15 protein-coding genes are annotated in these 12,640 nt (G+C 34.2%); 7 read left to right on the forward strand and 8 right to left on the reverse strand.

The window, feature by feature from the left end:
- Positions 1-7: 7 nt before the first annotated feature.
- From V4D30_RS07690 to V4D30_RS07705, 4 genes are read left to right on the forward strand one after another with little or no spacing between them, the layout of a single operon-like run.
- On the forward strand, positions 8-1,213 hold the full coding sequence (locus V4D30_RS07690; protein WP_353683740.1) for a cation:proton antiporter: 1,206 nt from the start codon (positions 8-10) through the stop codon (positions 1,211-1,213).
- On the forward strand, positions 1,210-3,105 hold the full coding sequence (glgB, locus tag V4D30_RS07695; protein WP_353683741.1) for a 1,4-alpha-glucan branching protein GlgB: 1,896 nt from the start codon (positions 1,210-1,212) through the stop codon (positions 3,103-3,105). Before V4D30_RS07690 ends, glgB begins: the two co-directional genes overlap by 4 nt.
- A complete protein-coding gene (locus V4D30_RS07700) occupies positions 3,098-4,636 on the forward strand; it encodes a glycosyltransferase family 39 protein (protein WP_353683742.1) in 1,539 nt (512 codons plus the stop codon). Before glgB ends, V4D30_RS07700 begins: the two co-directional genes overlap by 8 nt.
- Positions 4,611-5,219: a phosphatase PAP2 family protein gene (locus tag V4D30_RS07705; protein ID WP_353683743.1), complete on the forward strand. Its 609-nt coding sequence runs from the start codon at positions 4,611-4,613 to the stop codon at positions 5,217-5,219. The genes V4D30_RS07700 and V4D30_RS07705 overlap by 26 nt, the downstream gene beginning before the upstream one ends.
- On the opposite strand, the gene tatA is transcribed toward V4D30_RS07705, so the two are convergent.
- The gene (gene tatA, locus V4D30_RS07710) at positions 5,211-5,399 is read right to left on the reverse strand and encodes a twin-arginine translocase TatA/TatE family subunit (protein ID WP_353683744.1); all 189 of its coding nucleotides are present in this window, start codon (positions 5,397-5,399) and stop codon (positions 5,211-5,213) included. The genes V4D30_RS07705 and tatA overlap by 9 nt on opposite strands.
- Positions 5,400-5,546: 147 nt before the next feature.
- On the opposite strand from tatA, the gene V4D30_RS07715 reads away from it, so the two are divergent.
- A complete protein-coding gene (locus V4D30_RS07715; RefSeq protein WP_353683745.1) occupies positions 5,547-5,954 on the forward strand; it encodes a DUF202 domain-containing protein in 408 nt (135 codons plus the stop codon).
- Between the two features lie 21 nt (positions 5,955-5,975).
- Here V4D30_RS07715 and V4D30_RS07720 read toward each other — a convergent pair whose 3' ends face one another.
- Genes V4D30_RS07720 through V4D30_RS07735 form a run of 4 tightly spaced genes read right to left on the reverse strand, consistent with a single transcriptional unit; the run spans position 5,976 to position 8,941 of the window.
- Entirely contained in the window at positions 5,976-7,001 is a 1,026-nt protein-coding gene (locus V4D30_RS07720; RefSeq protein ID WP_353683746.1) for an anthranilate synthase component I family protein, read from the reverse strand.
- Positions 7,002-7,742, reverse strand: coding sequence for an aminotransferase class IV (locus V4D30_RS07725; RefSeq protein WP_353683747.1), 741 nt, complete (start codon positions 7,740-7,742; stop codon positions 7,002-7,004).
- Positions 7,743-7,749: 7 nt separating this feature from the next.
- The gene (locus tag V4D30_RS07730) at positions 7,750-8,106 is read right to left on the reverse strand and encodes a polymer-forming cytoskeletal protein (RefSeq protein ID WP_353683748.1); all 357 of its coding nucleotides are present in this window, start codon (positions 8,104-8,106) and stop codon (positions 7,750-7,752) included.
- Positions 8,096-8,941, reverse strand: a complete 846-nt coding sequence (locus tag V4D30_RS07735) for a M23 family metallopeptidase (RefSeq protein ID WP_353683749.1) — start codon at positions 8,939-8,941, stop codon at positions 8,096-8,098. Before V4D30_RS07735 ends, V4D30_RS07730 begins: the two co-directional genes overlap by 11 nt.
- Before the next feature lie 118 nt (positions 8,942-9,059).
- On the opposite strand from V4D30_RS07735, the gene V4D30_RS07740 reads away from it, so the two are divergent.
- Entirely contained in the window at positions 9,060-9,866 is an 807-nt protein-coding gene (locus tag V4D30_RS07740; protein ID WP_353683750.1) for a ribonuclease H-like domain-containing protein, read from the forward strand.
- Positions 9,832-10,716, forward strand: a complete 885-nt coding sequence (xerD, locus tag V4D30_RS07745) for a site-specific tyrosine recombinase XerD (protein WP_353683751.1) — start codon at positions 9,832-9,834, stop codon at positions 10,714-10,716. The genes V4D30_RS07740 and xerD overlap by 35 nt, the downstream gene beginning before the upstream one ends.
- Positions 10,717-10,719: 3 nt before the next feature.
- Here xerD and V4D30_RS07750 read toward each other — a convergent pair whose 3' ends face one another.
- The 3 genes from V4D30_RS07750 to V4D30_RS07760 are packed head-to-tail and all read right to left on the reverse strand — an operon-like array spanning position 10,720 to position 12,523.
- Positions 10,720-11,151: a HEPN domain-containing protein gene (locus V4D30_RS07750; RefSeq protein WP_353683752.1), complete on the reverse strand. Its 432-nt coding sequence runs from the start codon at positions 11,149-11,151 to the stop codon at positions 10,720-10,722.
- Positions 11,136-11,492 carry a nucleotidyltransferase domain-containing protein gene (locus V4D30_RS07755; protein ID WP_353683753.1) on the reverse strand — a complete coding sequence of 119 codons (357 nt, stop codon included), beginning with the start codon at positions 11,490-11,492 and terminating at the stop codon, positions 11,136-11,138. Before V4D30_RS07755 ends, V4D30_RS07750 begins: the two co-directional genes overlap by 16 nt.
- On the reverse strand, positions 11,489-12,523 hold the full coding sequence (locus V4D30_RS07760) for a mechanosensitive ion channel family protein (protein WP_353683754.1): 1,035 nt from the start codon (positions 12,521-12,523) through the stop codon (positions 11,489-11,491). The genes V4D30_RS07755 and V4D30_RS07760 overlap by 4 nt, the downstream gene beginning before the upstream one ends.
- Positions 12,524-12,640: the final 117 nt, after the last annotated feature.

The following is a 12,640-nucleotide window of genomic DNA, read 5'->3' on the forward strand; positions in this document are numbered from 1 at the left end:
ATATCTAATGGAACTTCATCTTATTTTTCTTTATCTGGCGGTTTTGCTGTTTTTTGCAAGGCTTACAGGAGACATCTTTGCAAAATTTGGCATTCCATCTGTTATTGGTGAGATATTCGTAGGAGTGCTTCTTGGACAGAGTGTTCTTGGAATAATTCCACTTAGTGATGTTTTTCGCTTGCTTGCAGAACTTGGAATAATAATTTTGCTTTTTCACATCGGACTTGAGGCTGATTTAAAACAATTGAAACAGGTCGGTATTTCTGCTTTAGCTGTTGCACTCACTGGAGCAGTAGCTCCAATTATTACAGGATTTCTTGTTTCCTATTACATTTTTAATTTCCCATTTATGAGCTCTCTTTTTATTGGAGGGACTCTTACTGCTACAAGCATTGGCATTACTGTAAGAGTACTTGAAGATTTAGGTAAAATAAAAGAACGCTTTGCTCAGATAGTGCTTGGTGCAGCAGTTTTAGATGACATATTTGGCGTTGTTGTGCTTGCAGCATTGTTTGAGTTTTCAAAAACTCAGGAGATTCATTTAAATGCTACATTGCTTCTAATACTTTATATTGGGACATTCTTTCTCTTTGCACCAATAATAGGTAAAATTTTTGCCTATTTCATAAGCTTTCTTGCAAAAAAGCTCAATACCCTTGATTTTGTTCCTCCTATTGTAGTTGCCATAATTCTGCTGTTTGCCTTTGCCGCGCATGAAATAGGCTCACCTGAAATACTTGGTGCATTTACTGCAGGAATTGCCTTTTCAAGAAGATTCACTATTCCCTTTGCTGCAGCTTTTCAGGCAGACAGAGAGATTATCCATAAAATTGAAGAATCGCTGAATCCTCTCATATGGATATTTACTCCAATATTTTTTGTCTATGTGGGATTGCAAATTAATTTGAGAGCAATTGATTTTCAGTCTCTGCACTTCTGGGCTTTAAGTGCTGTCCTCCTCATAGTTGCTCTCGCAACCAAACTACTGGCTGGTTTATTTGTAAAAGGGACAAAAAAAGAAAAATTAAGTGTTGGCTTTTCCATGCTTCCAAGAGGTGAGGTAGGTCTTATTTTTGCTGAATTTGGAAGAATAAGCGGAATTTATGACAGCACCCTTTATGCAGTAATAATCTTTGTTGTTGCTCTAACCACTCTGATTGCTCCTGTTGTATTAAAAACTCTTTTAAAAGAAGAAAAGGGGAAATTCTCATGATAAGGCATGATGTAAGCCTTTTTACTGATTTTGACATTTATCTTTTTAAAGAAGGAAATCATTTTAATGCCTATGAAAAGCTCGGTTCTCACATTATTGAGGTTGATGGACAGAGAGGAATATATTTTGCTGTGTGGGCACCAAATGCAGAACAGGTCTATGTTATAGGTGATTTTAATGGATGGAAACCATTACATCCTCTTTCAGTAAGATGGGATGGCTCTGGTATATGGGAGGGTTTTATACCTGGAATTGATAAAGGCACAAAGTATAAATACTATATCATATCCAGATACGGTTATCATCTTGAAAAAGGAGATCCTTATGCTTTTTTATGGGAAACTCCTCCTGCAACTGCATCAATAGTTTGGGATTTAGAGTATCAGTGGAATGATAAAAAATGGATGCAAAACAGGGCTCAGAAAAACTCCCTTTATTCACCCATATCAATATATGAGGTTCATCTTGGTTCATGGAGAAGAGGTGAAGGAAATAGATTTCTTACATACAGAGAGCTTGCTGAATGGTTACCAGAATATGTAAAAGAATTAGGCTTTACTCATGTAGAATTTTTACCTGTTATGGAACATCCTTTTTATGGTTCATGGGGATATCAAACAATTGGATATTTTGCACCCACAAGTAGATATGGCACCCCTCAGGACTTTATGTATTTGATTGATAAGCTTCACCAGTATGAAATCGGTGTAATTCTTGACTGGGTTCCATCTCATTTTCCCGATGATGGACATGGACTCAGCTTTTTTGATGGAACTTATCTTTATGAGCATCAGGATCCCAAAAAAGGATACCATCCTCACTGGCACAGTTATATCTTCAATCATGGAAGAAATGAGATTAGGAACTTTCTTATAAGCTCAGCAATATTCTGGCTTGAAAAGTATCACATTGACGGATTAAGAGTTGATGCTGTTGCCTCAATGCTTTATCTTGATTATGGAAGACAGCACGGAGAATGGATTCCAAATAGGTATGGAGGCAAGGAAAATTTAGAGGCAATAGAATTTATAAGAAGACTTAATGAAGCAGTTTATGAAAAATATCCTGATACTCAAACAATTGCTGAAGAATCAACAGCCTGGCCTCTTGTCACCCGTCCTACCTATATTGGTGGACTTGGATTCGGGATGAAGTGGAATATGGGATGGATGCATGACACACTTAATTATTTTTCAAAGGATCCCATATACAGAAAATATCATCATGGAGAGCTTACATTCAGTATATGGTATGCTTTTTCTGAAAACTTTGTTCTTCCGCTAAGTCATGATGAGGTTGTTTATGGTAAGGGATCTCTTTTAAATAAAATGCCCGGAGATAGCTGGCAGAAGTTTGCTAATCTAAGGCTTCTTTTTGGATATATGTATGCTCATCCAGGTAAAAAACTTATTTTTATGGGAGGAGAGTTTGGACAGCTGTGTGAGTGGTATCATGAAAAAAGTCTTGACTGGCATCTTCTTCAGTATCCCCAGCATCAGGGCATTCAAAGATTGATAAAAGATTTGAACAATCTTTACAGAAATGAGCCAGCCCTTTATGAGTTTGAATTTGATCCATCAGGTTTTGAATGGATTGATTTTAGCGATGCAGAGCAGAGTATAATAAGTTTTTTGAGAAAAGGAACAGCCCAGATGATTTTGATTGTATGCAATTTCACGCCTGTTCCAAGATTTAATTACCGAATAGGAGTTCCCTTTAAAGGTTACTGGAGAGAGATTTTAAATACTGATTCAGAGCTTTACGGAGGAAGTAACTGCGGAAACATGGGAGGAGTCTTTTCAGAAGATACACCAATGCATGGAAGACCTTATTCTCTAAAGTTAACTTTGCCTCCTCTTGGAGTTTTATTTCTAAAAAGGCAAAATGAATAAAATTGTTTTTGCAATCATTATATTTATATCCCTATTAAGGCTTGGCTCCGGGAGGCTTTTTGATGTTGATGAAGCAGTCTTTGCACAGGCAACAAAAGAGATGATTCAGAGTGGAGACTGGATAACTCCTACATATAATGGTGAGCCCAGATATGACAAGCCCATTCTTTTTTACTGGCTGATGGCTTTTTCTTTCAAGTTATTTGGAGTTAATGAGTTTGCTGCAAGATTTACTTCAGCGTTATCAGGCTTGATTTTATGTGCTGTTCTTTATTTTTTTATTAAAAACCTGAAAGGTGAGAAACAGGCTTTTTATACTATTTTATCATTTGCTTTTTCTTTGTATTATTTCATTTATACCCATGCTGCTGTGACAGATATGGCATTAAGTCTATTTATAAGCATTAGTCTCATCTGTTTTTACATGTCAGAAGAAAAAAATAAAAAGTTTATTTATGGATTTTATATTTTCTCAGCCTTTGCTTTTCTTACAAAAGGATTAATTGGCATAGTGTTTCCATTTGGTATAGCTTCAGTTTATTTATGCATTAAAAAGGGCTTTAAAGGATTAAAGGAGCTTTACAACTTGTGGGCAATTTTGCTTTTTCTTTTAATATCAATGCCATGGTATGTTGCTCAAATTCTGATAAATGGTAAAGAATTTATTGAGCAGTTTTTCATAAAGCATCATTTTATGCGATATACAGGAGTGATTTCAGGACACAGAGGTCCGATTTATTTTTTTATCCCTGTATTAATAATCGGAATGTTTCCATGGATTTCTTTTATTGGAAAGGCTTTTAAAAATTTTAAAAGAGATGCTCTTAAGCAGTTTTCTTTGGTCTGGGCAGGATTTATCTTCCTGTTTTTTTCTTTTTCAACGACAAAGCTTCCAAACTATATTCTACCTGCTATTCCTGCTTTTTCAATCTTAATTTCCTATGGCATGATTGAGGTTAATAAAAATTTTTCAAGAATTCCATATATTTTTTCGGCAGTTATTTCAATTTTAATTGCAGGTTTTTTAATTGTTGTAAAAGTAAAGATTACCAACTTGTTACCGTATTTTAATATGAGCTGGCTTAACGTACTCCTCTTGATAATAAGTTTCTTTGCTGTGATAAGCATTTATACATTCCTAAGAAGAGAGAGGGGTTTTTTATTGTTTGCGGGATTGAGTTTCATTTTAATTTTAGCTATTTCAATAAAAGTACTGCCTGCCATAAATGAATATATGCAGGGAACGCTTTATAAATACAGCATTTATGCTAAGCAGAATCTTCAAAAAAATGATGTTTTAATTACATACAAAATAAACAAGCCAAGTATTCCCTTTTATTCGGACAGAAGAATACTGAGGATTGACTCTGAAAAAGAGCTTATTGAAAGCATTAAAAATAAAGGCATTACAGAACGAAAATTAAATGGAGTTGTTATATCACGGGTTAAAGATGTGGAATTTTTAAAAAGTATCGGATTAAACTTGATAGAGGAGGACAGAGATTATGCAATTTTTACATTCTCGGGTTAAAATTCTCTTTCTTATTGTTTTGTTTCTTATTCCGTTATTTATTTTTGCTTTTGATAAAGATGTAATGTTATTTATTAAGCATTTCCAGAAAAATCATATGAATCTTAATCAATTTTTTGAAGAACTGGATATGATAATGGATTTTGTATATAAGGCTGCTATCATAGTAATATCTCTTTTTGCAATTTACAGTTTATTTAAAAAGAAAGAAGTTGGTAAATCTTTATCAATGGGCATCATTGCCGTTTCCATAGTTATCCAAATAAAGCATCTTATTGGAAGGGCAAGACCAAGGCTTGGATTTGATACATTTTTTGCAGGTCCTTCTCTAAACTATCTTTACTCATCATTTCCTTCTGGACATACAACTTTTGCTTTCATGCTTGCCACAGTATTTTCGCACTACTATCCAAAATATCGCTATTTATTTTATGCTTTTGCAATATGGGTGGGATTTGAAAGGGTTGAGGATTTTGCACATTTCCCTTCTGATGTTTTAGCAGGAGCAGTGTTGGGTGCTATTATTGGGCGATTTGTTATATTTAAACTTTTACCAAAAACAGACCAGAATCGTTCAATTTAGTTTTTTATTTTCAATCTCTTCAGTCCCTTTGTGTTCCTCACGAGATTCAGCATCTGACACAGCTTTTTTAAAGCCTCTAATGGCTTCTCCAAGACCTTTGCCTATCTCAGGAAGCTTGGAAGAGCCAAAAAGAACAATTATGATTATTGAAAAAAGAAATATATCCTGATAACTGAGCATTTTGCCCTCCTTTTTTTTCTATTTTTTCTAAAAATAAAAAAATAATAATAGTTTTGTCAATTAAATTTTCAGATAATTTTTATTGAGTATTGACCGGTTAATTAAAAAGATTTTAAAATTTTTCAAATAATAAAATTAACAAAAGGAGTGCTTCAAGCATTGGAAGAAAACAATAGCATTCATCCAAGAGTTCGTAACAGAAGAGTTCATCTTGCCAATGAAAGGACTTTTCTTGCATGGATTAGAACAAGCATCGGAATAATGGCATTTGGATTTGTTGTTGAAAAGTTTGCACTTTTTGTAAGGCAACTCTCTATTTTTCTGGGCAAAGAGATGCCTCAGTCAACACATATAGGATATTCTTCATTTTTTGGAGCCTTTCTTATTGCTCTTGGTGCAGTAATGGGTTTTCTTGCATTTATAAGATATAAAAAAGTAGAAAAACAAATTGATGAAGATAGTTATAAGCCCTCTTTATTACTTGATATACTTTTAGTGATTTCTATCCTTGCAATTGCGGTGTTTTTAATAATTTACATGCTCCATAGTATTTAACATTATTTTTATGTTAATGCTTTATTTTTCATAAAAAGCCTTGACTTTCAAATGCAGTTCATTTAATTCGCTCTCAGGATCTGAATCCCATACAATACCACAGCCTGCGTAGTAGGAAAGAGCATTTTTTGAGCCTATTGCTGTTCTTATTAGAATTGATAAAGTAAAGTCGGTTTCATTCTTTATCAGTCCTGCACATCCGCAGTAGTACTCCCTATTATGAGGCTCAAGTGTGTCAATCATCTCAACAGTTTTTCTTTTTGGTGCACCAGTCACACTGGCAGGAGGAAAGGTCTGTTTTATTATCTCAATCATAGATTTATCTGTTTGTCCTTCAACTGTTGAGTGCATCTGATAAAGAGTTCTATATTTTGTTATTTTAAAAAGCTCAGGGACCTTTATACTTCCAATGTGGGCAATTCTACCAATATCATTTCTCATCATATCTGTAATCATGAGATTTTCTGCTTTGTCCTTTTCACTGTTCTGGAGGAATTTGAGATATTTTGAGGTGCCTTTAATTGGTTTGCTTATGAGTTTATTTCCTGTTTTTTCTAAAAAGAGTTCCATTGAGCCAGAAATTACGAAGAAACTGCCAGTATCAAGAAAAAATCCATAAGGAACTGGCTGATTTTTATAAAAATTGAAGAAAAGACTCACAGGATCTCCACAAAGTTCAAAATCAAAACGATTTGTCAGGTTTATCTGATAAACTGTTCCATCCTCTATAAGGCTACGTATTTTTAAGACTCCTGCTTTAAATTCATCATCGTTTAGCGATTTTCCTTTTAGTATAAGCTTTGTTTTTTTCGGTTTTGGTGCAAGTTTTTTGAATTTTTTAATTTTCGCTATTAAAACAGGGGGTAATTCAGACTCCTTAATGTTTAATTCAAGGGTATGGGTTGCAAGATGATAGGAAAATACAGCAAAACTGAGGGGAGGAATCTCTTTGATACTATCTAAGCTATTGTATAATTTAATATCTTCAATTTCTGCCTCGTAAAAGCCTTTTTTGACAAGCCAGTTACCAGACAATACAAGTTGCATTTATGGTTGGTTTTCCTCATCAATAAGGGAATTTAGATATTGTAAAATTTCATTATCAAAAGGATATTTTTTATCCATAATCTGAGACACAGGCAATGCTCCTGTAAGACTGTTTAGTATAAAAACAGCTCGGGCAGTGTAAAGGTCTTCTATTTTTAGCCTTTCCTCTTTCACATTTGCTTTTTCAATCAAAATCTGAAGTGTTGTTCCTGAAAGCAGTCCAGATTCTTTTGCAGGAGTTTGCAGCCTCTCCCCCTTAACAACTAAAATATTTGATGAGGCACATTCCGTTATTTCATCATTTTCATTAAGCATGATTGAATCATCAAAACCTTCCAACAAGGCTTCTCTCTTTGCAAGAATATTTGTAAGGTAGTTCATTGTTTTATGATAAATTACAGGATTCCTACTGTGTCTTTTAATGCTTGAGATAAAAAGTTTTTTTGGATTTAAATCGGCTTTGTAATCTTTGATTATAACGAGAGATTCACTTTCTTCAGGGTATGAGTGATAAATACCTTCTCCCTTTGATATAAGGCAGTATTTAACATATATATTTTTTCTTTTTTCTGCTTTTTCTTCAATTAGCCTGTAGAAACTCTCAAAATCAGGGCATGGAATATGAAAAAATTGAGCTGAATTTTTAAGCCTTTCATAATGCCTCAGAAGTTTCTTTGTTTTTCCCTGCCATAGAATTGTCTCAAAAAGGCCTTCGCCAAATAAAATGGTTCTGTAATTCACAGTAAGGTTATTTTCCTTCCGACAAAAGAGTTGAATCCTGAATGCAGGATTTTCCCTCAAATTTTCCACCCTCTTCAATGGAAAGCTTAAGAGTATAAATTTCGCCTGTTACACTGCCTTTATGAGTTATAGTGATTATTTCTGAAGCATTTATGATTCCATTAACATTTCCACCAATTATGATACCTCTGCATACAATATTCCCTGTGATTTTCCCTGAATCTCCTACTGAAATCCAGTCTGCTTTTACTGTACCTTCAACTGTTCCATCAATTCTTACACTGCTGTTTGATGTTATTTCTCCGTTAATAAAAGTCTCTGCTCCAATAACTGTTCCCATTTTCTGCTGTTTTTTAAAAAACATTAGAATCCTCCTTTAGATAAGACAAAGGATTAACAGGAGAGTTGTTTTTCCATACTTCATAATGAAGATGTGCTCCTGTGGTAGAACCAGTATTCCCTGAAAGAGCTATAATGTCTCCCCGTTTTACTTTTTGTCCTACATTTACAAGATTTTGTTTATTATGAGCATAAACAGTGGTAAAACCATAACCATGTTTAATCATTACTACATTTCCACTACGAGCCTGATATCCTGAAAAAACAACTATGCCGTCTGCCGTTGCTCTGACTTCTGTGCCTTCTGGCACAGAAATATCAACACCTGTGTGTATTTCTTCATTTCCATATTTTGGATGCTCTCTTTTTCCAAAAGGAGATGTTATCTCTCCATTGACAGGCCAGCCAAGAGGAGTTGACCTGTATATATCATGCTGCTCCAATAAAAAATTTTTTATTTCATTCACTGAGTTTATAGCTTTCTGAGCATGGCTTTTCAATTCTTCTATATCAATATCGCCAGAGGGGTGAAAATTGACAGATTCAAGGATTGCTCTCTTTGATTTCAACGAAAAAATTCTATTAAATTCTGCTTCGGCATTTTTCAAAGCAATAATTGTAGATTTAAGTTCATTAAATCTGTTCATTATAGAGGAAAAATCCTGTTTCATACGATAGTATTCAATCGTGTTAACAGCTTTTGATGCAACATAAACATTAAAGGCAAAAACAGAAAAAATAAGTAAAAAAATTATTAAAAAAGGAACCTTTAATCCATAAACTTTTGTTCTTCCATGGGGAATAAACATTATTGTGACAGGAGAAAAGATTTTTAACATTAATTTTTTTAGTTTATACACAACAACCACCCCCTTCCTTTGAATGAATAAATTATTATTTCAAATTTTGACTTAATATTCAAGTATTTTGTTTTTTGAGAACTTGTCTAAATTTCCTTAAGCTTAATATAATAAGTTTATGATTAAAAACACCTTTATCCTTCTTGATGGAATTGGAGAAAAAAGAGAGCGAAAGCTATGGAGAGAAGGAATTCTTACATGGGAAGATTTTTTCAATTGTAAAGAAGTTTTAGATGTAGACTATGAGAAAAAAAGAGCCTATGACGAGTTTCTTTATAAAGCTTATGAGGCGTTAAGTTGTAAGAATTGTTACTTCTTCTCTGAAAACTTAAAAAAAAGAGAACATTGGAGACTATTTGAAGAGTTTATCAATGATACTGTATGCCTTGATATAGAAACAAACGGACTGACACCAGAAAAAGGTGGATATGTAACAGTTGTTGGGCTATATTCAATAAAAGGATATAAAGCTTTAATTAAAGGAGAAAATCTAACTGAAGACACACTGCAGCAAGCCATTGATGAGCATAAATATCTGATAACCTTTTATGGAAGCATCTTTGATATCCCCTTTCTTAAAAAAGAGTTTCCTAATTTAAAAATTGAACACATTCCTCACTTTGACCTCTTTTTTGCAGGAAAAAGGCTCGGGATTCAGGGTGGACTGAAAAAGCTTGAAACATTATTTCTGATTGAAAGACAGGACGAGCTTAAAGGACTTAACGGATATGATGCTGTAAAGCTATGGAAAGCCTATTTAAGTGGAAGCATTGACAGCCTTGAACGCCTTATCTCTTATAACAGAGCGGATACAGAAAATTTATTTCAACTGGGAAAGATTTTTTATGAGATGCTGCGTTCACAAGTAGGCATTGAAGAGTTTATGGATAATGGAACAAAAAGAGATTGTCAAAAAGTTTCTTAATTATTGTCTTACTGAAAAAGCCCTCTCTATAAATACAGTAAAATCTTATGAAAATGATTTGAAAGGATTTTTAAATTGGCTTGATGAGCAAAATATTTTAATTCTTAACTGTAAAAAAGATGACATAGTGCACTATCTGTTAGGCTTAAAGGAAAAAGGCTACACTTCTTCATCCATTGCGAGAAACCTATCTTCTTTAAAGCAGTTTTTTCGTTTTTTGATTTTTGAAGGCTCAATAAACCACGATCCAACAGAGGGGCTTAAATCACCAAAACTATGGCTAAGACTTCCAAAGGCTCTTGAGTTGGATGAGGTAAAAAAGCTTCTTTCAGTGATGCTTCAAAGCAAATACTACTTAAGAGATATTACCATGCTTGAATTAATGTATGCTTCGGGCTTAAGGGTTAGTGAGCTTGTTAATTTAAAATTGAGCGATATAAATTTTGAAGCAGGATTTATAAGAGTTAAAGGCAAGGGAGATAAAGAAAGAGTTGTTCCAATAGCTCATCGTTCAATAGAGAAAATTAAAAAGTATTTAGTAGAGCTAAGACCAAAGCTTCTTAAAAAGAAGACTTCTGATTATGTTTTTTTAAATAACAGAGGAGAGGCAATGACCCGTCAAAGATTCTGGCAGAATCTCAAGACAATGGGAAGCGTTGCTGGAGTGAATGTAACACCTCATATGATAAGACATAGCTTTGCAACCCACTTGCTTGAAGGTGGTGCAGATTTAAGATCTTTACAGAAAATGCTTGGTCACAGTGACATATCAACAACGCAAATTTATACTAAAGTTTCAATGGATAGACTCCGCAAGGAGTACCTTAAACACCATCCAAGAGCCAGATAAAAGCTATATTTTTTCAATTAAATATTTGATTTTATCTGCAGGCACTTTATTTTTATTGAGGAGGGGCAGTATTTCCAATAATGCTTCTTTAACCCATTCTGAATAAGCTTTTACCTCTTCCTCTGTAAACTCACTTCTACGCAGAGGACTGTATTCAGCAGTGGTTCTTCTATCATAAAGATTTCCAAGATATCTTCCTATTTTGGGTGAGACTGCACCTGATTTAATAAAATGCATGCTGAACATTATTTTTACGCCCTCATGGGATTTTGGTTCAATGCCAACACTTGCAAGAAGTGCTTTTACTGCATGTTCCAGTGCAAAGTAGAGGTTTACTGTGGCATTTGCCCATCTTTTTGCTTTTCTGTCATCTAAAAAAGCTTCAAGCTTTTCTTCTGCTATTTCAATCTCAGCTAATGCTAATTCCTTTCCCAAAGCACCACTCCATCTTTTTTTATTTCTCTGATAAGAGCTTTGTCTGAGTTAAATTCCTCCTCAGACAATAATGTAAGGGAGAGAGGAAATTCTTCTAAAAGGAGTTTGTTGAGTACTTCCCATTTTATACTCCAGATTATGTCCCATAAACTTTTATTTACTGGAGATTTAACCACCACAGCAACATCAAGGTCACTTTCCTCATCAGAAAGACCTCGAGCACGGGAGCCGAATAAAATAATTTTTGATGCCTCAGGCATGCTGTGTTGTATAGTTGAAGAAAACAGTTCAAGAATTTTTTCTTCAGCAAAGGAAAGATTTAAATTTTTTGTAACAATCATGAGTTAATTATATCATTTTTAAGCCATACAACTCTCTGAGGGAAGGGAATTTCAATTCCTTCTTCCTGGAAGCGTTTAAATATTCTTTTTCTTAGCTCATGCTGAATTTTATATTGATCAACGAACTCTCTTATCTGACATACAAGAGTAAAGTCAAGTGAGCTTTCCCCAAAACCAGGGATAAATCTTACAAAGGGTTCAGGTTCGCTGAGCAGTCCTTCTATCTCCTCTGAAGCCTTTTTTGCCTCTTCAATCAGTATCTTTTCAACCTTCTCAGGGTCTGATGAATAACTTACACTTACAGGAATCAGTAGAGACATTCTTTTTTCAGGAAGGAAGTAGTTAATCACAATACTCTGAGCAAGCTTGCTGTTGGGTATTACTATCATATTATTTGGAAGCATTCTTATTCTCGTTGTTCTCCATGAAATATCCTCCACATATCCTTCCTGTCCTGTCTCAAGCCTAATGAAATCTCCAACCCTTATTGTTTTTTCTGCCATGATATGTATTCCAGCAAAGAGATTCTCAAGAGTGTCTTTAAGTGCCAGAGCAACAGCAAGTCCGCCTACTCCAAGTGCTGTTATAAGTGGTGCTATGGAAATTCCGAGAATATTAAGGATTACTATAAACCCGATTAAATATACGGTTAGTTTTATGATGAAATTTAAAAGTCCCGTTGATTGAACAGAGACTGATGAACGCTCAACATACTGATTGAAAAGTCTGTTAACAAGATTTGCAGCAACCACAGTGATTGATAGAATTATCAATATATGAATTGCCCTGACTACATATAAGTTGTACTTTGATGGAAGTTCCGAGCTGTCAACTCCAATGTAAAGGGCTATTCCAATGCACCAGAAAATGGAAGGAAATTTAATTGTTTCTATTATTAAGTTGTCTAAGCCAGTTTTAGTCCTTTTAGCCCAGTGATGAACTATTTTAAACAGAAAAAATCTTGCTAAAAGTAAAACTCCCGCTGAAACTATTACTATGATAGAGGAAACTGCAATTTTTTCAATGTTCATGTATCACCCTTAAATTGTTTACAATTCATACACCTAAAGGAAAAATCAGGCATTAGAGTATGCCTGATATCAACGATAATAGGTTACAGAAATTAATTCCAAAAAATCAAGATTTTG

Origin of the sequence: Thermodesulfovibrio sp. 3907-1M (assembly GCF_040450955.1) — a bacterium.
Lineage (GTDB): Bacteria > Nitrospirota > Thermodesulfovibrionia > Thermodesulfovibrionales > Thermodesulfovibrionaceae > Thermodesulfovibrio > Thermodesulfovibrio autotrophicus.

Bases quoted from the DNA above. Each gene is read 5' to 3' on its own strand.
- V4D30_RS07690 (WP_353683740.1), top strand. From the start codon at position 8: ATGGAACTTCATCTTATTTTTCTTTATCTGGCGGTTTTGCTGTTTTTT.
- glgB (WP_353683741.1), top strand. From the start codon at position 1,210: ATGATAAGGCATGATGTAAGCCTTTTTACTGATTTTGACATTTATCTT.
- V4D30_RS07700 (WP_353683742.1), top strand. From the start codon at position 3,098: ATGAATAAAATTGTTTTTGCAATCATTATATTTATATCCCTATTAAGG.
- V4D30_RS07705 (WP_353683743.1), top strand. From the start codon at position 4,611: ATGCAATTTTTACATTCTCGGGTTAAAATTCTCTTTCTTATTGTTTTG.
- tatA (WP_353683744.1), bottom strand. From the start codon at position 5,399: ATGCTCAGTTATCAGGATATATTTCTTTTTTCAATAATCATAATTGTT.
- V4D30_RS07720 (WP_353683746.1), bottom strand. From the start codon at position 7,001: ATGCAACTTGTATTGTCTGGTAACTGGCTTGTCAAAAAAGGCTTTTAC.
- V4D30_RS07730 (WP_353683748.1), bottom strand. From the start codon at position 8,106: ATGTTTTTTAAAAAACAGCAGAAAATGGGAACAGTTATTGGAGCAGAG.
- V4D30_RS07740 (WP_353683750.1), top strand. From the start codon at position 9,060: ATGATTAAAAACACCTTTATCCTTCTTGATGGAATTGGAGAAAAAAGA.
- xerD (WP_353683751.1), top strand. From the start codon at position 9,832: ATGGAACAAAAAGAGATTGTCAAAAAGTTTCTTAATTATTGTCTTACT.
- V4D30_RS07755 (WP_353683753.1), bottom strand. From the start codon at position 11,492: ATGATTGTTACAAAAAATTTAAATCTTTCCTTTGCTGAAGAAAAAATT.
- V4D30_RS07760 (WP_353683754.1), bottom strand. From the start codon at position 12,523: ATGAACATTGAAAAAATTGCAGTTTCCTCTATCATAGTAATAGTTTCA.